This is a genomic window from Azospirillum himalayense (assembly GCF_042657465.1).
In the GTDB taxonomy this organism is placed as follows: domain Bacteria; phylum Pseudomonadota; class Alphaproteobacteria; order Azospirillales; family Azospirillaceae; genus Azospirillum; species Azospirillum himalayense.
Genome location: NZ_JBHSLC010000122.1, coordinates 1 through 19762 on the forward strand (window position 1 = coordinate 1; position 19762 = coordinate 19762).

General features: G+C 68.3%; 18 protein-coding genes and 1 tRNA gene. 13 read left to right on the forward strand and 6 right to left on the reverse strand.

All coding sequences use genetic code 11. From position 1 onward, the window contains the following. Window positions 1-92 precede the first annotated feature (92 nt). Complete coding sequence (dusA, locus tag ACFPMG_RS34270; RefSeq protein WP_377000526.1) at window positions 93-1052, forward strand: tRNA dihydrouridine(20/20a) synthase DusA; 960 nt, start codon at window positions 93-95, stop codon at window positions 1050-1052. Here dusA and ACFPMG_RS34275 read toward each other — a convergent pair. Both ACFPMG_RS34275 and ACFPMG_RS34280 read right to left on the reverse strand, forming a co-directional pair. Then, window positions 1033-1506 carry a DUF3429 domain-containing protein gene (locus ACFPMG_RS34275; RefSeq protein WP_377000528.1) on the reverse strand — a complete coding sequence of 158 codons (474 nt, stop codon included), beginning with the start codon at window positions 1504-1506 and terminating at the stop codon, window positions 1033-1035. The genes dusA and ACFPMG_RS34275 overlap by 20 nt on opposite strands. A gap of 4 nt (window positions 1507-1510) precedes the next feature. After that, window positions 1511-2107: a glutathione peroxidase gene (locus ACFPMG_RS34280; protein WP_377000530.1), complete on the reverse strand. Its 597-nt coding sequence runs from the start codon at window positions 2105-2107 to the stop codon at window positions 1511-1513. Window positions 2108-2286: 179 nt separating this feature from the next. Between ACFPMG_RS34280 and ACFPMG_RS34285 the strand changes: the two genes are divergently transcribed. Further along, window positions 2287-3438: an MFS transporter gene (locus ACFPMG_RS34285; RefSeq protein ID WP_377000532.1), complete on the forward strand. Its 1152-nt coding sequence runs from the start codon at window positions 2287-2289 to the stop codon at window positions 3436-3438. A 361-nt stretch (window positions 3439-3799) separates the two neighbouring features. Further along, window positions 3800-4033: a hypothetical protein gene (locus tag ACFPMG_RS34290; protein ID WP_200477109.1), complete on the forward strand. Its 234-nt coding sequence runs from the start codon at window positions 3800-3802 to the stop codon at window positions 4031-4033. A gap of 22 nt (window positions 4034-4055) precedes the next feature. Here the strand turns inward: ACFPMG_RS34290 and ACFPMG_RS34295 are convergent, their stop codons facing one another. Continuing rightward, a complete protein-coding gene (locus ACFPMG_RS34295; RefSeq protein ID WP_377000534.1) occupies window positions 4056-6704 on the reverse strand; it encodes a DUF3772 domain-containing protein in 2649 nt (882 codons plus the stop codon). 273 nt (window positions 6705-6977) lie between these two features. Here ACFPMG_RS34295 and ACFPMG_RS34300 point away from each other — a divergent pair, with 273 nt between their 5' ends. Further along, entirely contained in the window at window positions 6978-7163 is a 186-nt protein-coding gene (locus tag ACFPMG_RS34300) for a hypothetical protein (RefSeq protein ID WP_377000536.1), read from the forward strand. A gap of 484 nt (window positions 7164-7647) precedes the next feature. Here ACFPMG_RS34300 and ACFPMG_RS34305 read toward each other — a convergent pair whose 3' ends face one another. After that, window positions 7648-7821 (reverse strand): hypothetical protein, encoded by a 174-nt coding sequence (locus ACFPMG_RS34305; protein WP_377000538.1) that lies wholly within the window; start codon window positions 7819-7821, stop codon window positions 7648-7650. A 416-nt stretch (window positions 7822-8237) separates the two neighbouring features. Between ACFPMG_RS34305 and ACFPMG_RS34310 the strand changes: the two genes are divergently transcribed. Further along, on the forward strand, window positions 8238-8549 hold the full coding sequence (locus tag ACFPMG_RS34310) for a hypothetical protein (protein WP_377000540.1): 312 nt from the start codon (window positions 8238-8240) through the stop codon (window positions 8547-8549). A 67-nt stretch (window positions 8550-8616) separates the two neighbouring features. Beyond that, window positions 8617-10779, forward strand: a complete 2163-nt coding sequence (locus ACFPMG_RS34315) for a hypothetical protein (RefSeq protein WP_377000542.1) — start codon at window positions 8617-8619, stop codon at window positions 10777-10779. Between the two features lie 101 nt (window positions 10780-10880). Here the strand turns inward: ACFPMG_RS34315 and ACFPMG_RS34320 are convergent. Next, window positions 10881-10967: transfer RNA gene (locus ACFPMG_RS34320), tRNA-Leu, on the reverse strand. A 477-nt stretch (window positions 10968-11444) separates the two neighbouring features. Here ACFPMG_RS34320 and ACFPMG_RS34325 point away from each other — a divergent pair. The 7 genes from ACFPMG_RS34325 (at window position 11445) to ACFPMG_RS34355 (ending at window position 19157) form a co-directional block, all read left to right on the forward strand. Continuing rightward, window positions 11445-12137 (forward strand): FadR/GntR family transcriptional regulator, encoded by a 693-nt coding sequence (locus ACFPMG_RS34325; protein ID WP_377000544.1) that lies wholly within the window; start codon window positions 11445-11447, stop codon window positions 12135-12137. A 31-nt stretch (window positions 12138-12168) separates the two neighbouring features. After that, window positions 12169-13185 carry a zinc-binding alcohol dehydrogenase family protein gene (locus ACFPMG_RS34330; protein ID WP_377000546.1) on the forward strand — a complete coding sequence of 339 codons (1017 nt, stop codon included), beginning with the start codon at window positions 12169-12171 and terminating at the stop codon, window positions 13183-13185. A 152-nt stretch (window positions 13186-13337) separates the two neighbouring features. Further along, window positions 13338-14312 carry a C4-dicarboxylate TRAP transporter substrate-binding protein gene (locus ACFPMG_RS34335; protein ID WP_377000548.1) on the forward strand — a complete coding sequence of 325 codons (975 nt, stop codon included), beginning with the start codon at window positions 13338-13340 and terminating at the stop codon, window positions 14310-14312. A 59-nt stretch (window positions 14313-14371) separates the two neighbouring features. Then, window positions 14372-14842, forward strand: coding sequence for a TRAP transporter small permease (locus ACFPMG_RS34340; protein WP_377000550.1), 471 nt, complete (start codon window positions 14372-14374; stop codon window positions 14840-14842). Between the two features lie 23 nt (window positions 14843-14865). Further along, window positions 14866-16113 (forward strand): TRAP transporter large permease, encoded by a 1248-nt coding sequence (locus ACFPMG_RS34345; protein ID WP_282184009.1) that lies wholly within the window; start codon window positions 14866-14868, stop codon window positions 16111-16113. 51 nt (window positions 16114-16164) lie between these two features. Next, window positions 16165-17652, forward strand: a complete 1488-nt coding sequence (locus ACFPMG_RS34350; protein ID WP_377000552.1) for a UxaA family hydrolase — start codon at window positions 16165-16167, stop codon at window positions 17650-17652. Window positions 17653-17687: 35 nt separating this feature from the next. After that, the gene (locus ACFPMG_RS34355) at window positions 17688-19157 is read left to right on the forward strand and encodes a tagaturonate reductase (protein ID WP_377000554.1); all 1470 of its coding nucleotides are present in this window, start codon (window positions 17688-17690) and stop codon (window positions 19155-19157) included. A gap of 85 nt (window positions 19158-19242) precedes the next feature. Here ACFPMG_RS34355 and ACFPMG_RS34360 read toward each other — a convergent pair whose 3' ends face one another. Beyond that, window positions 19243-19671, reverse strand: coding sequence for an NUDIX hydrolase (locus tag ACFPMG_RS34360; protein ID WP_353860397.1), 429 nt, complete (start codon window positions 19669-19671; stop codon window positions 19243-19245). Window positions 19672-19762: the final 91 nt, after the last annotated feature.

Here is a 19762-nt window from a genome sequence, read left to right on the forward strand (position 1 = left end):
TGGTCAATACGAGAGCGAGGAAAGCCGGGATGACCGGCGCAATGGAGCCTAGGCAGTTGATATCACAAGCGATCCCGCTGAGCATAGCCCCGATGATGGACTGGACGGACCGCCATTGCCGGAGCTTCCTTCGCCTGCTGTCGAAGAACACGCTGCTCTACACCGAGATGGTCACCACCGGCGCCGTGCTGCACGGCGACCGCGAGCGGCTGCTCGGCTACGACGCGGCGGAGCATCCGGTGGCGCTCCAGCTCGGCGGGTCGGACCCGGCGGAGCTGGCCGCCTGCGCCCGCATCGCCGAGGAGTGGGGCTATGACGAGGTCAACCTGAACGTCGGCTGCCCGAGCGACCGCGTGCAGTCGGGCCGCTTCGGCGCCTGCCTGATGGCCGAGCCCGATCTGGTCGCCCGGCTGGTCGGCGCCATGCGCGAGGCGGTGTCGATCCCCGTTACCGTGAAGTCGCGGATCGCCATCGACGAGATGGAGGAATGGCCGACGCTGGACCATTTCGTCCGCACCGTGTCCGCCGCCGGCTGCACCCACTTCATCGTGCACGCCCGCAAGGCGTGGCTGAAGGGTCTCAGCCCCAAGGAGAACCGGGACATCCCGCCGCTGCGCTACGACCTCGTGCACCGGCTGAAGCGGGAGAACCCGCAGCTCACCATCGCCATCAACGGCGGCATCCGCACCCTGGACGAGGCGGAAGGGCATCTCGCCACGCTGGACAGCGTGATGATCGGGCGTGCGGCCTACGAGACGCCTTACATCCTGGCCGACGCCGACCGCCGCCTGTTCGGCGGGGAGCCCGGCCCCGACCGCTACGCGGTGGTCGAGGCCATGGCGGCCTACGCCGAGGAGCGGATGCGCCAGGGGGCGCCGCTGTCGGCGATCACCCGGCACATGCTGGGGCTGTTCCAGGGCCTGCCCGGCGCCCGCGCGTGGCGGCGCCACATCAGCGAGAACGCCCATCTGCCCGGCGCCGGGCCGGAGGTGCTGCTGAAGGCCGCGGCGCTGGTGCCGCATCGCGAAGCGGTCACGCAGCCAGCGGGATGAGCGCGGCGAGCGTCAGGCAGACGACGATGGTCAGCCGCGTCCGCAGCGTGCCGAACCAGCGGGGATAGCGTCCGTCCGCCGCCGCGCTGCGGTCCACCGCCCAGGCGAGCAGGAAGGACAGGATCAGCGCCGGCACCGTCAGACCGGACGGCAGCAGGGTGGCACCCCACCCCAGCAGCGACGGCGCGACTCCCCAGGCCAGCCACGCCGGCCCGCTCGTCTCGCCGTCCCGACCTGCCCCATCCTGCCCCGCGAGGACGCGGCCCCAGTGGATGGCGCCGATGAAGGACAGGATCGACACCGCGTAGACGACCACCGCCCGAACCACGGCGGCCTGCCCGTCGCCCTCCGTCATCCAGGCCAGCGCGGTGCCGCCGACGAAGGGAAGCAACCCGCCGTAGGACAGCAGCCGGACGACCGAGGCCCGGCGATCATCGAAGGGCAGCGCGTCCATGCACTTACTGCGTCGGAGAGGAGGAGGCCAGCGCCTTGTCCACCGCCGCGGTCAGCGTGGCGGACTCCGGCGTAACCGAGCTGCCGAACCATTCCACCAGCCGTCCGTCGCGGCCGATCAGAATCTTGTGGAAGTTCCAGCGCGGCACACCCTGCGGCCCGGTGACCGCCGCCGCCCAGCGGTAGAGCGGATGGGCCTGCGGTCCGGTGACGGACTGCTTCTCCATCAGGGGAAAGTCCACGCCGTAGTTGAGTTCGCAGAAGGACGCGACCTGGGCGTTGCTGCCGGGCTCCTGCCCGCCGAAATCGTTGCTCGGCACCCCCAGCACGACCAGCCCGCGGTCGCGCCGTCCGGCCCAGAGCTTCTGCAGCCCCTCATACTGGCCGGTGTAGCCGCATTGCGACGCCGTGTTGACCACCAGCACCGCCTTGCCCCGGAAGGCATCGGGCGCGAGCGTACCGCCGTCGATGGCCGGCAGGGGCAGCGCCGCCCAGTCGAGCGCGTCGGCTGCCGCCGCGGTGCCGGGGGCGGCCGCGGACAGCATCAGGACGGCGGACAGCATCACGGCGGCGGATTGGGCGGTATCGCGGATCGTCAGCATGGCGGTCTCCCGTTCGGCGGCGCTGGTCTGTAGGGCCTTGTTCTATACGACGGTCGAGGCGTGTCGGATCATGCACGCGCATGGGTGCCATGGCCATCTTGCCGTGCGTCGGACGGGTGCGTCTGCTTTAGGGTTGTCCCCCCGCCTGCCCCAGACCATAGACCGGCCGACGCCCTCCCATGCGCCTTCTCATCCTGATGCTCGGCCTCGCCGGTTTCGCGAGCGCCTTCTCCCTGCGGACCACCGACCCGATGCTGACCGTCATCGCGTCGGACCTCGGAATCGGCGTGGCCGAGGCTGCCCTGCTCTCCTCCGCCTACACGCTGCCCTACGCGGCGATGCAGTTGATCCTGGGGCCGGTGGGCGACGCCATCGGCAAGACGCGGCTGATCCGGCTGTCGCTGGTCGTCCTGACCATCGGCGTGGCGCTGTCGGCGGTGGCGCCCGGCTACTACACCGTGCTGGCCTCGCGGATGCTGGCCGGCGCCTTCGCCGGGGGGATCATCCCGGCCTCCATGGCGCTGATCGGCGACCGGGTGGTCTACACGGAGCGGCAGTTCGCCATCAGCCGCTTCCTGCTGGCGGTGATCCTCGGCCAGATGTCCGGCTCCGCGGTGGCCGGCGCCCTGTCGGAGGTGGCGGGCTGGCGCACCGTCTTCGCCCTGGCGGCGGTGGTGACCGGCATGATCGCGCTGACCGCCTTCCTGGTCCTGCGGGGTGAGCGGGAAGAGCGGCATCCCCTGTCCGTGGCCGACGCGCGGGCGCGCTACGCCTCCGTCCTGGCGAATCCGGTGTCGGTCTGGGTCTTCGCGACGGTGGCGGCGGAAGGGCTGCTGATCTTCGGTGTCTTCCCCTTCGTCGCTCCCATGCTGGCCCGCCACGGGGCGGAGGGCGCCTTCGAGGCCGGGGTGACGCTCGCCGCCTTCGCCATCGGCGGAGTCGTCTACAGTTTCATCGTGCGGCGCCTGCTCGACACGCTCGGCCAATGGGGAATGATGGGGGCCGGCGGTCTGGTGGCCGGCGGGGCCTATCTGGCGATGCTCGCCCCGGTGCCCTGGCCGGTGGTGTCCCTGCTGTTCCTGGTCGCCGGATTCGGCTTCTACATGCTGCACAACACCATGCAGACCCAGGCGACCGAGCTGTCGGCAACGGCGCGCGGGTCGGCGCTCGCCCTCTTCGCCTCTTCCTTCTTCCTGGGGCAAGGGATCGGGCCGGTGGTCTATGGGGCGGTCGCCCATCAGGTCGGCCTGCCTGCCCTGTTCCTGTTCGGCGGCGTGATGACCGCGCTGCTGGGCATCGGGGCGGTGCGGCTGATTCGTCGCCCGACCTGACGGGGGGCCGGATGAATCGGCCTGACTGATATGTCAATATTTCGGATATCCCCAGATTCTGTGGATAACTCTGTTGGCGAATCGAGGGGTAACCGAAGGGACAGGCGGCCCCTCAAGGGGTCCGGCAGAAATGCCTTATTTTTGGGCACATTAGAAAACCGCGCCGATCAAGGATTTTTCGCGCTTGGCACGCGATTTCGGCCTTCTTCCGGCGGCTGCCCTGCCCCGCAAGCGGAGTCAAGCGAAGGATGTGTCCGCCTGTGAACAACTTTCCTTGACAGGCCACGCCCCCCGCGGCAAAGGGCTGTTTCCGGCGCCGAGACGACTTGCGCGCCACCGGCCCGCGGAGCACTCTGGCGCCATGTTCACCGTCAGCGAGAGCGAAGCCGAAACGATCCGCCGGGCCTTCCACGACCGCGGGGAATGGTCCGCCGTGGTGGAACTGCGCCGGCTGTTCCCGGTCTTCGCCAACAACCCGGAAGCGCTGCGCTGCGTGCGCGCCATCGCCGGCTGGCAACCCCTCCCCGAGTCCGCGGCGCCCCCGCCCAAAGTGACTCCGCTTCGGCGCCGCAAGCCGGCGGAGCCGCCGCTCTGACGACACTCTGCGGGCCGCCCCGTCAGGTGGCGGTGCGCGGCCCGCGGTCGCTGAGCGTGTCGGCCAGCGGCACGACCTTGCCGCCATCGGCGACCACCTGAAGCTCCGGCACGCCGCCGGCCTGGGCGCGGCGCTCGGCCAGGAGAACCTCCAGCATCGCCTCGACCTTCGGCATGTGGACGGTCTGCTGGTCGAAGGGCATCTGGATGCCCTGCTCGCGGAACTGCTCCAGGATGCGCATGCGCAACTCGTTGCGCACCGGGATGATGTGCTCGGTGTTGGCGACGAAGCAGCGCAGCTCGAACTCCGGCCCGCTCGGCCCGAAGTCGCGGAACATCACCACCGGCTCCGGGTTGCGCAGCACCTGGGCGTGGCCGTAGCCGATCCGCAGCAGCAGCGCGTAGACCTGCCGGGCGTCGGTGTCGTAGGTGATGCGGACCTTGATCTCGATGCGGGTGGTCTTGTCCTTCAGCGTCCAGTTGACCACCGACTTGGAGATGAATTCCGAGTTCGGGATGATGACGGAGGCGCGCTGGAAGGTCTGGATCTCCGTCGCGCGCACGCTGATGCGGCGCACGGTGCCCTCCAGCCCGTTGACGACCACCCAGTCGCCCACCTTCACCGGCCGTTCCACCAGCATGATCAGGCCGGAGATGAAATTGCTGACGACGTTCTGCAGGCCGAAACCGATACCGACCGACAGGGCCGAGGCGATCATGGCGAGGCTGGACAGGTCGAGCCCCAGCGTGCCGACCGACATCAGCACCGCCATGGTGGTGCCGAGATAGCCCACCCCCATGCGGATGGAGTTGCGCACGCCGTCGTCCATGTTGACGCGGCCGAGGATGCGCTCGTCGAGCTGGCGCTGGATGAAGCGGGTCACCGCGACGACGACGCCCAGCACCATCAGCGCCGACATGATGTCGCCCGGCGCGATGCGCACGCCGCCCACCGTGACGCCGCTGAGGAAGCCGTCGGCCAGCCCCTTCATCTCCGACAGGGTCATGCCGGTCAGCGGCAGCAGGAAGAAGGCGGCCACGGTCAGCAGCAGCCCGTCGATCACCGTCCGCCCGGCCTGCCCCAGCATCCGCCGGCCGCGGTCGGTGGCGATCACGATGTCGCGCACCTCGGCCACCTGCCCGCTGCCGCGCTCCAGCAGGACGCACAGCAGCTCGCGCAGGACGCCGCGCGCCACCAGCAGGACACCGCCGATGATGAGCGTGGTCAGCATCAGCTTCGAGGCGTAGATCGCGCCCACCAGATAGCCGGAGCCCGAGGCCACCAGCGAGGCGAGCGCCACCGCGCCGATCAGCAGCCGCAGCCGCAACCCGACGACCCGTGGGCGGGCCGGCGGCGCGTCGTCCGTCTCCGCCTCGGTGGGGGTGGCGGCCGGCGGCGGCAGGGTGACGTCCACTGCGCCCCCGGGCGTCGGTTCCGGGCATCCGCAATCGTCGGTCGCCTCGGCCTCCGGCGGCGGGGCGGCCAGCCAGAGGTGATCGGGGTAGAGGAACAGCAGCGACACGGCGATCAGCGCCATGGTGCCGAAGCCGGTGATCGACCGCAGCTCCGGCGGGGTGAACATGCCCTCCGACAGGGCGATGCCGGTGCCGGCCAGGGCCAGCCCGATCATGACGAGCGGGACGCGGCGCACCAGTCGGCGCGCGCTGTCCGGGTCGAGGTTGGCGAGCTGCCAGGACGGATGGTCGGGCGCCAGGGTGGCGCGGGCGACTCCGGTGACCAGGAAATAGGCGGTCAGGCCGCCCGACACCCCGACCACCAGCGCGGTCAGCGGCCCGGCATCGGCGGCGTCGCGCAGCAGCCCGACCAGGGCGCCGCTCAGCACCAGCGTCGGCACCAGCGGCACTAGGCAGCGGGCCAGCGCCTCCACCGCCATCGCCACCACGCGCTGGCGGTAGCTCGGCCGCTCCTCCAGGTTGCGGTGGCCGTAGCGGCGCAGCAGGACCCGGCGCACCGGCCAAGCGACCAGGAACAGAACGGCGGCGAGCGCGCCCAGACCGTAGAGTCGGCCGCGCCACTCGTCGTCGCCCATCACGATGCCGAAAGCCCGCGCCATGCGCTCCTGCACATAGGCCGTCTGCTCGGGCAGGGCGGCCCAGGTGGCGGGCAGCAGCGGCACCGGGCCGCGCCGGACGATCTGCTCGGTGAGCTGCGTCATGCGCTGGTCGGCGGCGGTGCGCAACAGGATGTCGGCGCGGGTGACGATCAGCTCGGTCTGCTTGGTCCGCCCCTCCGCCTCGCCGATGGTCTGGGTCAGGCGCTTGCGCTCCGCGGCGATCCCCGCTTCCTCCGGAGGGGCGCCTTGGGCCGGCGGGGGACCCAGCGCGTCCAGCATCCGCTGCGCGGTGTCACGGGCCGCCGCCGCCGCCGCGCCGGCTTCCCGGACCTCGTGCTGGATTTTCGCCAGATCGGCGCGCAGGGTCTCGTATTCGGTGTTCGCCAGATCGCCGCCCGCGATTCGGTTGGCGGCCCGCTCCAAGGCGTTCTGCCATTGCGGCAGCTTCGTCTTGAAATCCGCCGCCGCCTCAGCCGCCGGAGCCGCGGACTGGGCCAGGGCCGATGGGACGACGGCGCCCACGACGAGCGCGCCATACAGCATCAGGGCTGCCAGGAGCCGGCCGGCCCGGCGGTGGAAAGCGGAGGGAATCTGCATCACCGTTCGAAATCTCGTGTTGGCAAAAGGCGGCAGCCCCGGCGAACCGGGAAAAGGGATACCTATACTCTTCGGCGTCGCGGCAAAAGTATGGCGCTCCGTGTCACCAGGATGTGACAGAGAGCGGTGGGAAGCGCACACCTGTTCGGGATGACCGGCGGCGCTTGTGCGGTCTCCGCCGTTTCGTGCGCCTGCCTTCCGATTGGGCGTGGCATGGTTGCGCGTCTTGATGATACAGGTTGCGTATCGTCGCTTCACACGCACGTCATCATCATGGCCGGTTTAACCGACATCGACCGCACCCTGCTCCGCACCGCGCTGAAGGCCGCCAAGCGCAACGACGTCCCCTCCGTCGGAATGCCGACCGAGACGCTGGAACGGCTTTTGGAGTATCTGGCGGTTCTGGAAGGCGCGCAGACCGGCGCGCGGACCGAGGGCACTCCAGGGGCAGCGGGCTGACCCCGCAACCATTGCTTGGCCTGCGATGGCAGGACATCCAAATCCCAAGCTGCATACTACTGTATGCTAACTGCGTGGTGCCGGACCATCCCCCCGCTGAACGGCACGTTGTGACATTGAACTCGAGTCGCAACCGACACTCGACGCTACCTGTCAAAAGGAGTAATACTTTGGGACCCACTCTTTTCGGCGGACGATCGTTTTGTGCCAGTTTGCCACACCGGAATGCGGTCACGCCTGTCGCGCGATCAGGCTCGTCCGCGAACACAGCCGCAGCCCCGTGGGCTTGGACGCGCGCGCTTACCTGATCCGTGTCGAGCGCCGGCTCATGCAGTTCCATTGCGGCGCTCCGCTGGGCATTCCAGTGGAGGCGCCAACGTCCCGGGAGGCCGCGGAGTAACCGCCCGATCAAACACCGACCATGGAGTCGGCACCGACCATAGAGCCGGCGTCGTTCAATCCGCGGACGACCATTCGAGCCCCGTCAGTCCCGCCCGCTGGGCGCCTCGGGCCGGCCGCGGTCCGGTTCACGGCCACGGTTCCCGTCCGATGCCTCGTCGCGTTCCCGCTGGCGCTGCCATTGATCGAACTTCTCGGGATCGGTCACCAGATCGATGACGGACGGCTTCCGGTTGCCGTTGTCCTGCTGTGCGGGCATGAACACCTCCATCGTTGCACCACACCTGTCCTTTTGCATCATCAACAGCGCAAAGGGCCCGGCGCACCAAGCCCCGCAAGGGGAGAACCCCGCAAGCACAGCCCTGCTCCTTTGGCGTCCGGTTTTTGACACAGCACACCCCCGGCCGAATCCTTAGCCTGCGACGACGATCAAGACACAGTCGGGGGCGGGATGCTGCGGTTGGGAACACGGGTGAGGTTTGCGGGCCAGGAGGCTCTCGTCGTCGCACGAACCCTTGCCGGTGAGCCGACCTACGACATCCGTCTGGCCGATGGCCGTCTCATCAAATACGCCGCCGAAAGCGACCTGGAACCGATCGAGGGAGACGGGCCTGAAGACCCGCCCGCCCCGACGCGGCCATCGGGCTCCGGCGGCTCCAATACGGGGGGTATGCAGTGACCCGCGACGACTTCCCCTATTCGCTCCAGCCCTACGCGATGCCCGACGATGGCAGTGACGGGACGCAGGACCGCGACGGCTGGACGCTGGTGCTGTTCCGCGCCGCCGACGAGGCGGAGCGGCTGTGGTTCCGCGATCACGGATTCGCCATGGAGGGCCGCCGCTGGGTCCGCCACGCGCCGGCTCCGACCGGCCTCGCGGACACACCAACCTCCGGCAACGCGTCCGAGGAGCTGGACTTCGGAGACCGTGAGTCCGACGACCGGGCGCCGACCGGTGGCGGCCCTGCGCCGGACGTCGCCGCCTGATCTTCCGTTCCGGCGTCCGCGGCCTATTTCCAGTGCCGGCGCCCCTGTTCGCGGACACGCACGCCCCATGCCCGACAGCCTCGACTTCGACCGGAACGGCCTTGGTCCACTCCAACCGGGGCCCGGTGATCTGGCCCCAGGCGATACGTCTCCGGACGATCGTCACCAGCCCGCCCCCGCTGCGGCCGTTCCGCAGACCGCCCTGATCCGGCGGCTGCGCCGTGCGGCCTCCGGCAACGTCCCGGCGCCGGAAGGGGTGACGCTTCGGCAAGCCCAGCAGCGCGAGGTGATGGTCGGCGCCCACCTGACCCTGAGCATCGATTGGGCGACGGAGGTGGAGGTCCGGCTGGGCGCGGAAATGGTGCGCTTCGCCATCTACTGCCGCAACGCCGCCGAGTTGAACGCGACGCTGGCCCGCGACCTGGACGCCGAGGCCGCCTCGCTGGAGACGGCCCACCGCTTCGCCACGCTGCTCGGCCCTCTGGACGAGCGGGTCGAGGCGATGGCCGCGGCGGAAGAGCCGTTGCCGCCGCTCCCCTCGCTGCGCGGCCCCTACTACCTGCATGAGGTCTGCACCGGCTGCAACGGCGGCGGGGTGCGGGCCTGCGGCGGCGACGGCTGCCGCGGCGGCAAGATCCGCTGCACCCACAGCGCGACGGCCGAGGCGCCGGACTGCCCGGACTGCGGCGGGCGCGGCCAGCACCGCTGCCCGGTCTGCACCGGCGACGGGGTGGTCGCCTGCGAATCCTGCGGCGGGGTCGGGCAGTTCACCCACATCCACCACCCCCGCCTGACCGCCCATCCCTCCTACAGCCTGACCGCGCCACCGGACGCCCCGGCGGCGGTCCGCATGGCGCTGGAAGAGGCCGGCTTCGCCGGTTTCGCCGCGCTCGCCAACCCCGCACCCGCCACGGTGCGCCATTCCGGCACGCAGCTCCTCTACCAGCGCAGCGGCACGCTGACGGTGGTCGCGCTGTCCTGGGACTGCGATGGCGTGCCGTTCGAGGTGGAGACCGTCGGGCCGGACGGCGACTCCGCCCCCCTCCCCCCCTTCCTGGACACCGTGCTGGCCCCGGTTCTGGCGCGCATCGCGGCGTTGCCGCCCGCCGACGCCTTTGCCCTGGCCGGCGCCTACCGCCTGACCCGCTCCGTCGCCGAAGCGGTGCTCAACGGTCGGGAGCCGGACACCGCGGCGATCGTGGCCGACCATGAGGGATGCGTCAGCCCCGCCTTCGTGACGGAGATCGCCGCCGTTTTGGCGGAGCGCTTCGCCGAGACCAGCCGCACCGCCGTGGCGCGGACCTGGATCGTCGCGGCGGGGCTGCTCGCCCTGGTCCTGCTGCTGGTGGCGGGGGTGGACGGCCCGGCCCTGCTGACCGGCGCGACGCCGGAACAGCCCGCCCCGGCGGCGCTGCGGCTGGGCTGGGACATCGGGCTTCCCATCACCATCGGGCTGGGTCTGTGGATGCTGGTGCGCGGGGTGGTCCGCGGGGCTCTGGGCGCGGTCTTCGGCGGGCCGGTCCGCGCCCCGGACCAGGGGTCCTGGCCGCTCGTCCTGCTGTCCGCCGCCGCGGTGCTCCATCTCGGCCTGCTGACCTGGTGGAACGGCGGGCCGGGTTTCAGCCGGCTGAACCACCGGCTGGACGTGGAGGCGATCACCGAGGGCCGCGCGCCGATGCCCGCCCCGCGAGTCCTGACGCCGGAGGAGCGGATCATGGCGGCGCAGCGGGCGCTCGCCCGGCTGGGGCGCTACGACGGGGCCATCGACGGCAAGATGGGCGAAGGCACGCGGACCGGGCTCGCCAGCCTGACCGGGCTGATCGACACGCCGCCGGGGGTGGCGCCCGAGGACCCGCTGGATCTGGCGGTGGCCATCGCCGCCGATCGGGTGGCCGTCAATCTCCGGACTCCGGAACTGCTGGTCGGACCGGGCTGGAGCAACGCCACCCGCTTGCGCATGAATCATGACGACCAGCCGCAGGTCGCCGGAGCCTTCCTCGGCGCACTCGCCGCGTCGGGCACGGAGCGGGCGGCGACGGGCCTGGAGTGGATGTCGGGAGACGGGTTGCGATCCGGACGGATCACCGTGACCGGCCGCATCGCCGATCCGAAGGACCGTGGGCGCCTGTGCTTCGGCCTGACCCACGTCGTGACCACCCCGGCTGGGCGGGACGCCGGGACGCCGCTCCGCACCTGCCGGACCGCCGGAAACTGGACCCTTGAGGAATGACAGGGGGATGAAGGGTGATGCCCGCGTCATGCGGGCATGAAAAAGGGGCCTGAGAAGGCCCCGATTTTCGTTTTCGCCCGGCGATGCGCCGACGATAGGGATGGTGCGGTCGAGAAGACTCGAACTTCCACAGCATTTCTGCCACAGCGACCTCAACGCTGCGCGTCTACCAATTCCGCCACGACCGCGACTTCATCGTTCGAATGAACCGGGCACGAAAGCCCAACTCATTGAATTACCTTGCTTTCCTAAGCGGGACGTTACGCGGCGCCGCATCGGATTGCAACAACTTTCTCGGGGTGCGGCCAAGCCGCCGACCGGCCATTCCCGGCCCGCCCGCGCCCCCATTCGTGCGCGCCGCGCCCTGTTATCGCATTCCAGGGGGATAAGCAAGCGGGATGCATCAACCGGGCGCGCCCGACGGTCGAGTGGGCACACACCAACACCCAAGGTTGTATTTTTCGGGGCGCAGGAGACAATCAGGAGAGATATGGGGAGCAAGGCGCCGCACGGCACGATGATGCGGTGCAAAAATTTGACTTCATGCGTTAACAGCGCTGTTTCCGACATTTTGTGACTCTTTTTGCCGTTTTCCGCTCTGAGGCGCGGTGCTATCGTTCGCCGTCAGCTGTCCAATTGTTGGACCAAACTCAGGCGGCGCGATCATGAACGGCGTCTCAACCGTCAAGGCCATCTTCGAAGAGCTTCGCAAGGAGATCCCCGAGCGCTATCAGCCCGGCGATCTCCTGCCCAATGAGCGGCTGTTGGCGGAACGGTTCGGCGTCAGCCGCAACACCATCCGCGAAGTCATCATCTTCCTCGAAGCTTACGGCTTGGTCGAAAAGACGCAGCGTGGCCCGCGCGTCAGCAGGCCAGACATCGAGGCGATGTTCCGTATTCTCGATCAATGCTTCGATCGCAGCATCAAGACCTGCCGGGAAGTCTTGCAATTCCGCCGGATCATCGAGATCGGCGTGCTGCCCGAAGTGGTCCGGCACATCACCGATGCGGAGATCGACGGGCTCAACCGTCTGGCCGAAGACATGGAGCACCAGTTGACGGTGCGCGAGGCGGCGGAGGTGGACTTCCGCTTCCACGCCGCCATCGTCGCCGCCTCCCGCAACTCCATGTTGCAAAAGATGTATCAGGCGATGTCGCAGCCGATGATCTATTACATGGAGATCGGCAAGAGCAACGCGGTGATCGGGCCGACCACGGTCGATTATCATCGCCAGATCATCGCAGCGCTGCGCGAGCGCTCCGTCGAGAAGGCCGTCGAGGCCAGCAACGCACACTTCCATTTCAGCGAGAGCGTGTTCAACCAGGAGGCGCAGCCGTCGGCTACGCCCACGCCCTGAACACGTCCGCTTCCTAAAAAAGGACTCACCTGTGAAAGCACTGATGATCGAAGGCGTGGACGTCTGCGCGATCCACGAGGTGGCGGAGCCGACCCCCGGCCCCGGCGAGGTGCTCCTGGCCATCCGCCACGTCGCCCTGTGCGGCAGCGACCTCAGCACCTTCAAAGGACTGAACCCGCTGGTTTCCCTGCCGCGCATTCCCGGCCACGAGATCGGCGGCGAGATCGCCGCAGTGGGTGAGGGCGTTCCGGCCGAGTACACCGTGGGCCGGCGCGCCATCGTCATTCCCTACACCGCCTGCGGCACCTGCCCGTCCTGCCGCAAGGGCCGGGTCAACGCCTGCCGCAGCAACCGCACGCTGGGCGTGCAGCAGAACGGCGGCTTGGCGGAGCGCATCGTCCTGCCCTACGGCAAGCTGATCCTGAACGACACGCTGGCGCCGCGCCATCTGGCGCTGGTCGAGCCGCTGTCGGTCGGCTTCCACGCCGCGGCGCGCGGGCGCGTCGAAGCGGCCGACACCGTTCTGGTCCTGGGCTGCGGCATGATCGGCATGGGCGCCATCGCCGGTTCCGTCCATCGCGGCGCCACGGTGATCGCGGTCGATATCGGTGAGGCGAAGACCGGTCTGGCCCGCCGCTACGGCGCCGCCCACACCATCGACGCCGGCAAGGAGGACGTGGCCGCCCGCGTCATGGAACTGACCAACGGCGACGGTGCCGACGTGGTGATCGAGGCGGTCGGCCTGCCCGCCACCTTCACCCAGGCCATCGACCTCGTGTCCTTTGCCGGCCGCGTCGTCTACATCGGCTACGCCAAGGAGCCGGTGTCCTACAAGACGCAGTTCTTCAACCTGAAGGAGCTGGACATCATGGGGTCGCGCAACGCGACTTCCGAGGATTTCCAGGCCGTCATCCACTATCTCGAAACGCTCGGCCACGCCCCCGACGACCTGATCTCCAAGGTCTTCCCCTTCGACGAGGCCGACAAGGCCCTGCCCTATTGGGCCAAGGAGCGCGACACCACGGTCAAGGTGATGATCGAGCGCTGACCCTTCCGCCGGCGCCCGCCGGGCGCCGTCATCCTCAGAACTGCCGCGGCGGGGCGTGCCGGTCCCGCCGCCGGGTCCGGCCATGTTTGGCGGGACCCGTCCATGAGCCACGTCCACAGACGGGCTCCCCGGCATCCACTATGGAGGAAATAATGAAGCGCTTTCTGGCGTCTGCCCTTGCCGCGTGCGTGCTGTCGATCGGTGCCGCGTCCGGCGCCATGGCCAAGACCGAGATCATGGTTGCCTACGAGAACAACCCGGGCGAGCCGCTCGACCGGGTGATGCATCACTGGGCCGACCTTCTGAAGGAGAAGAGCAAGGGCGAGATCACCCTGAAGCTGTTCCCGAGCTCCCAGCTCGGCGCCAAGAAGGACGTCATGGAACAGGCGATGATGGGGATGAACGTCATCACCCTGACCGACGTCGGCTTCCTGCAGGATTACGATCCGGATCTCGGCGTTCTGTTCGGCCCGTACCTGACCGACGACCCCCAGAAGCTCTTCAAGATCTATGAGAGCGACTGGTTCAAGAAGAAGGACGAAGGGCTGCGCAAGAAGGGCGTGCACATCGTCATGTCCAACTACCTGTACGGCGTGCGCCACATCCTCGCCAAGAAGCCGATCAACACGCCCGAAGACCTCAAGGGCATGAAGATCCGCGTCCCGAACAACGTGATGCAGATCAAGACGATCGAGGCGATGGGCGCAACCGCGACGCCGATGCCGCTGGGCGAGGTCTATCCGGCCCTGACCACCGGCCTGATCGACGGCGTGGAGAACCCGATCTCCGTGCTGTACGGCGCCAAGCTGCATGAGCAGGCCAAGTATCTCAGCCTCGTCGGCTATCTGACCAACACTTCGGTGTGGGTCGGCGGTGAGGCCTTCTTCAGCAAGCTGCCGGCGGACGTCGTGAAGATGGTCCACGAGACCGGCTATGAGGCCGGCCTCTACAGCCAGAAGCTGGCTGCCGAGCAGGACGCCGAGTTCATCGAGAAGATGAAGGCGACTGGCGTCACCGTGATCCAGCCGGACCCGGCGCCGTTCCGCGAGGCCACCAAGGTCGTCTACACCCAGTTCCCCAAGTGGTCGGCCGGCCTGTACGAACAGATCCAGAAGGATCTGAAGTAAGAAATAAGTAAATCCGGGCGGGGCTGCCGTTCCGCCCGGATCGTTTGGAGGATTGTGCCATGGAGTTGATCCGGCGTTTGCCATCGGTCATTGCGGGAGCCGCGCTGGCGGGTCTGGTGGTGATGACCATCGTGGCGGTGTTCGCGCGCTATCTCTTTGACGCTCCGCTGCATTGGGGCGAGGAGATGTCCGGGCTTCTGATGATCTGGATCATCATGATCGGCGCCATCGTCGCCGAGCGTGACGGCCAGCATCTCGACATCCCGCTGTTCGTGGACCTGCTGCCCACCCGCATCCGGGCGGCGGTCGATCTGGCCATTTCGGCCCTGTCGATCCTGGTTCTCGGCTATGCCGGCTGGCTCGGTCACTTGCTGGCCCAGAGCGCCCAATACAAGCTGACGGAAATTCTTCAGATCTCCTGGTTCTGGATCGACATTGCCGTTCCGGTCGGTGCGATTGGCCTCGTCGCCTATCTTCTGCATCGCTGCTTTATTGACATCATGGTGATCGTGAAGGGGGAAGCGCCATGAGCTGGCCCGTCATCATTCTTATTATGCTTTGTCTTTTCGCTTTGAACATGCGAATCTACATTGCAATTTTCGCATCGGTTCTTGTCTATTTCGTGTTCTTCAGCCCGGTTCCCGACCAGATCGCGGTGCAGCGGCTGATCGGCGCCTCGCAGAACCTGTCCCTCCTGGCGATTCCCTTCTTCATCCTGCTCGGCACGCTGATGGACCACACCGGCGTGGCGAAGCGCCTGCTGCGCGTGGCCGACCTGATGGTGGGCAAGCTCACCGGCGGCATGGCGCTGACCAACATCATGCTCAGCACGCTGCTGGGCGGCGTCAGTGCCTCCAACCTCGCCGACAGCGCCATGCTCACCCGCATGCTGGTGCCGGAGATGGAGCGCAAGGGCTACAACCGCGCCTTTGCCGCCGCCGTCACGGCGTCGGGCGCGCTGGTGACGCCGATCATCCCGCCGGGCATCGCGCTGATCATCTACGGCCTCGTCGCCGACGTCTCCATCGGCGCCATGTTCATGGCCGGCATCCTGCCCGGCATCGTCATGGCCATCATGCTGATGGGCGCCGCCTACATCGTGTCCAAGCGCAACGGCTACCCGCCGTCCCGCGACAGCTGGCCCACCGCCTCGGAGACCACCAGCGCGTTGGTCGGCGCCTGGCCGGTGCTGGTCCTGCTGGTCGCCATCATCGGCGGCATCCGCGCCAACATCTTCACCCCGACCGAAGCCGGCGCGGTGGCGGTGCTGATCGTCCTGGTGATCGGTTTCGTGATCTACCGCGAGATGCGCGTCGCCCATGTGCTGGACGCCCTGGTCGGCACCTTCAAGGCCACCTCCTCGGTCATGCTGGTCATCATGGCCTGCTCGGCCCTGGCCTGGGTGCTGTCACTGGAGCAGGCGGCGCAGCAGCTGGCGACCTTCATCACGGCGCTGACCGACAACAAGTACGTCTTCCTGATCATCCTCAACCTGCTGCTGCTGTTCCTGGGCATGCTGATCGAGGGCAACGCGATCCTCATCGTCATGGTCCCGCTGCTGATGCCGACGGTGCACCAGCTCGGCATCGACCCGATCCATTTCGGCATCGTCGTGATCGTGAATCTCGCGGTCGGCTGTCTGACGCCGCCGGTGGGCACGGTGATGCTGCTGGTCTGCAATCTCGCCAAGGTGAAGATCTCCGACTTCATGAAGCAGTCCACCCTGCTCTTCGTGGCGCTGTTCATCTCGCTCATGCTCGTCACCTTCGTGCCGGAGCTTTCGCTGCTCCTGGCCCGCTGACCCTTCCTGCCGCCCTCCCGCTTCCCTCGCTTCTCCCCCAAGGGGCCTGACATGTCGAAGTACCTGAAGATCCATTCCAGCGACACCGTCGCCGTCGCTCTGGAGCCGCTGGCCCAGGGCACCGCGATCGACGGTCTGGGCGTCGTCCTGCTCGACGAGGTGCCGCAGGGCCACAAGTTCGCCGTGACGCCGCACCAGCCGGGCGACCGGGTCATCAAGTACGGCAGCGTGATCGGCCTCGCCAAGGAGGCGATCCCGGTGGGGCGGCACATCCACACCCACAACATCGGGACCGCGCTGGGCGGCCTGCAGGACTACGCCTACGCCGGACCGGCGAACGACGCGATGCCGGCCAAACGGGAGGCGCCGACCATCCAGGCCTTCGTCCGCGCCAACGGCGAGATCGGCGTGCGCAACGACCTGTGGATCATTCCGCTGGTCGGCTGCGTCAACGGCCTCGCCAAGAACGCGGCCAAGCGCTTCGAGAAAATGGGCCTGCTGCCCGAGGGCTCCCGCGTCATGGTGCTGGAGCATCCCTATGGATGCTCGCAGCTCGGCGGCGACCTGGACAACACCCGCAACATCCTGCGCGACTTCGCCATCCACCCCAACGCCGGCGGCGTGCTGGTCATGGGGCTGGGCTGCGAGAACAACACCCGCGCCCTGTTCACCCAGGGTTTCGAGCATCCCGACCCGCGCCGCCTGCGCTATCTGACCACGCAGGAGGTGTCGGACGAGCTTGAGGCGTCGCTGGAGGCGATGACCGAGCTGGCCGCCGTCATGCGCGAGGATAAGCGCGAGCCGGTCGGCGCCGACCGCCTGCGCATCGGCCTGAAGTGCGGCGGCTCGGACGGCTTCTCCGGCATCACGGCGAACCCGCTGCTCGGCGCCCTCTCCGACTGGCTGTGCGGGATCGGCGGCGCCACCGTGCTGACCGAGGTGCCGGAGATGTTCGGCGCCGAGCATCTGCTGATGGAGCGGGCGGAAAGCCGCGAAGTCTTCGAAGGCGTCGTCACCCTGATCAACGACTTCAAGCAGTATTTCATCGACCACAACCAGCCGATCTACGAGAACCCGTCGCCCGGCAACAAGGCCGGCGGCATCAGCACGCTGGAGGAGAAGTCGCTGGGCTGCACCCAGAAGGCCGGCCTCTCCCCGGTGCGCGACGTCATCCGCTACGCCGAGCGCATCCGCAAGCCGGGCCTGACCCTGCTGGAGGCGCCGGGCAACGACGGCGTGGCGGTCACCGCCCTGGCCGCCGCCGGCTGCCACATCGTGCTGTTCACCACCGGCCGCGGCACGCCGCTGGGCGGCGTGGTGCCGACCATGAAGATCGCCACCAACACCGCCATGGCCGAGAAGAAGCGGCACTGGATCGACTTCAACGCCGGCCCCATCGCCGAGGCCACCGCCACGGTGGACAGCCTGCTGCCGTCCTTCATCGACAGCATCCTCGCCGTCGCCAACGGCAAAGAGGCGCGCAACGAGGAGAACGACGTCCACGACCTCGTGATCTTCAAATCCGGCGTCACGCTCTGAACCCCACCGCCACCTCTCAGACAAGGACGCCGACCATGCAGCGCCTGAACGCATCCTTTCTCAACGGCCGGCCGCGCCCGACGACGACGCGGATCGTGCAATTCGGCGAAGGCAATTTTCTGCGCGCCTTCTTCGACTGGAAGGTCGACCGCCTGAACGAGGCCACCGGCGGCGACTGGGGCGTGACCGTCGTCCGCCCCATCCCCGGCGGCTTCCCGCAGACGCTGAACGAGCAGGAGGGCGTCTACACCGTCCTGTCGCGCGGCGTCGACGAGTCCGGCGCGAAGGTCTCGCAGGTCCGTCTGATCGGCTGCGTGCGCAACGAGATCGCCGCGCACGGCGAATGGGCGTCGGTGCTGGAACTGGCGCGCGACCCGAACGTCGCGGTGGTCGTCTCCAACACCACCGACGCCGGCATCGCCTATGTCCCGTCGGTGGCCTACGCCGACGAACCGCCGGTCTCCTTCCCCGGCAAGATGACCCGCTTCCTGCACGAGCGCTGGAAGGCCTTCGACGGCGCGCCGGAAGCCGGCCTGCAAATGCTGGCCTGCGAGCTGATCGACCACAACGGCGAGGAGCTGAAGCGCATCGTCCTGCTGCACGCCCGCGACTGGGCGCTGGAGCCGGCCTTCATCGACTGGATCGAGACGGCGAACGCCTTCTACAACACGCTGGTCGACCGCATCGTCCCCGGCTTCCCGCGCGCCGAGGCAGACGACCTGCGCGGAGAGCTGGGCTACGACGACCGCTTCATGGCGGCGGCGGAGCTGTTCCACCTGTTCGTGATCGAACGCAAGGAGGGGATGCCGGCGCTGCGCCTGCCGCTGGGCGAGCATGACGAGGGCACCGTCGTCACCGCCGATGTCACCCCCTACAAGGCGCGCAAGGTCGCCATCCTCAACGGCGCCCACACCGGCCTGTGCGCGCTGGCCCTGCTGGCGGGCGTGGAGACGGTGGGCGAGGCGGTGAGCGATCCCGCCGGGGCGCGCTTCCTCGACCGGCTGCTCAACGAGGAGGTGATCCCCTTCCTCACCCTGCCGAAGCCGGAGTTGGAGGACTTCGCGGCCGCCGTGCTGCGCCGCTTCCGCAACCCCTACATCCGGCACCTGTGGCACGACATCAGCCTGAACGGCCTCGTCAAGTACCAGACCCGCAACCTGGACCGGTTGCTCGCCTACCGGGAGCGGTTCGGCACACCGGCGCCGCTGATGAGCCTGTCGCTGGCCGCTTGGCTGGCCTTCTATCTCGGCCGCTTCCCCGGCGCTGCCACGCTGCCGCCGCGCGACTCCGCCGAGATCGTCGAGCGTGTCCGCGCCATCGGCGCCCTGGACGACGGCACCCCGGCGGGGCTGGAAGCGATGGTCGCCGCCTATCTGGGCGAGACGGCCTTCTGGGGCCGCAGCATCGACGACCGCTCGCTGCGCGCTCAGGTGATCGAGGACATCCGCTTCCTGACGGACGAGCCCTTCACCTTCGCCCGCCTCGCCGCGAGGCTGGAGGGCTGACAGCGAAAGGCCCCTTCCGCCAGCGCGGGAGGGGCCTTTTTCTTTGAGAACAGCGTTGTCCTGTACCGGCCGCGCCGGTCCGGCTTCAGTCCGGCGGGATGCCCAGCCGCAGCAGCATCTCCACGAGGCCGCTTTCCCCCACGGCCAGGGCGGCCTGGGACGGGGTCAGCCAGCGGCGCTCGCGCTGGCCCTTCTCAGGCCACTCGTCCAGAACCTCATCGACTTCCAGCAGGAAGACGGTCACCGCGCACAGGACCGACTTGTTGACGCTCAGCCGCTTCATGTAACGGAAATTGCCGAAGGGCCGGTGATCGACGGTGCCCCGCACGCCGGCTTCCTCGTAGGCCTCCCGCGCCGCCATGGCGCAGGGCTTAACGCCCTCCTCCGCCCACCCCTTGGGGATGATCCACCGCTTGGTTTCCCGCGACGTGACCAGCAGGATTTCCGGCCGGCCGTTGCGAAGGCGGAAAGGAAGGGCGGCGTATTGGGTGGCGGGAGTGCGGTTGCTCATCATGTCCAAGTGGGAAGGCCGGACCCGCGATCCAATTCGGCTGAACGGGATGGCGGGTGATCATTCTTATGACGATGGGCGGCTTTGCTGCGTG

Bases quoted from the DNA above. Each gene is read 5' to 3' on its own strand.
- dusA (WP_377000526.1), top strand. From the start codon at position 93: ATGATGGACTGGACGGACCGCCATTGCCGGAGCTTCCTTCGCCTGCTG.
- ACFPMG_RS34275 (WP_377000528.1), bottom strand. From the start codon at position 1,506: ATGGACGCGCTGCCCTTCGATGATCGCCGGGCCTCGGTCGTCCGGCTG.
- ACFPMG_RS34280 (WP_377000530.1), bottom strand. From the start codon at position 2,107: ATGCTGACGATCCGCGATACCGCCCAATCCGCCGCCGTGATGCTGTCC.
- ACFPMG_RS34285 (WP_377000532.1), top strand. From the start codon at position 2,287: ATGCGCCTTCTCATCCTGATGCTCGGCCTCGCCGGTTTCGCGAGCGCC.
- ACFPMG_RS34290 (WP_200477109.1), top strand. From the start codon at position 3,800: ATGTTCACCGTCAGCGAGAGCGAAGCCGAAACGATCCGCCGGGCCTTC.
- ACFPMG_RS34295 (WP_377000534.1), bottom strand. From the start codon at position 6,704: ATGCAGATTCCCTCCGCTTTCCACCGCCGGGCCGGCCGGCTCCTGGCA.
- ACFPMG_RS34300 (WP_377000536.1), top strand. From the start codon at position 6,978: ATGGCCGGTTTAACCGACATCGACCGCACCCTGCTCCGCACCGCGCTG.
- ACFPMG_RS34305 (WP_377000538.1), bottom strand. From the start codon at position 7,821: ATGCCCGCACAGCAGGACAACGGCAACCGGAAGCCGTCCGTCATCGAT.
- ACFPMG_RS34315 (WP_377000542.1), top strand. From the start codon at position 8,617: ATGCCCGACAGCCTCGACTTCGACCGGAACGGCCTTGGTCCACTCCAA.
- ACFPMG_RS34325 (WP_377000544.1), top strand. From the start codon at position 11,445: ATGAACGGCGTCTCAACCGTCAAGGCCATCTTCGAAGAGCTTCGCAAG.
- ACFPMG_RS34335 (WP_377000548.1), top strand. From the start codon at position 13,338: ATGAAGCGCTTTCTGGCGTCTGCCCTTGCCGCGTGCGTGCTGTCGATC.
- ACFPMG_RS34340 (WP_377000550.1), top strand. From the start codon at position 14,372: ATGGAGTTGATCCGGCGTTTGCCATCGGTCATTGCGGGAGCCGCGCTG.
- ACFPMG_RS34345 (WP_282184009.1), top strand. From the start codon at position 14,866: ATGCTTTGTCTTTTCGCTTTGAACATGCGAATCTACATTGCAATTTTC.
- ACFPMG_RS34350 (WP_377000552.1), top strand. From the start codon at position 16,165: ATGTCGAAGTACCTGAAGATCCATTCCAGCGACACCGTCGCCGTCGCT.
- ACFPMG_RS34355 (WP_377000554.1), top strand. From the start codon at position 17,688: ATGCAGCGCCTGAACGCATCCTTTCTCAACGGCCGGCCGCGCCCGACG.
- ACFPMG_RS34360 (WP_353860397.1), bottom strand. From the start codon at position 19,671: ATGATGAGCAACCGCACTCCCGCCACCCAATACGCCGCCCTTCCTTTC.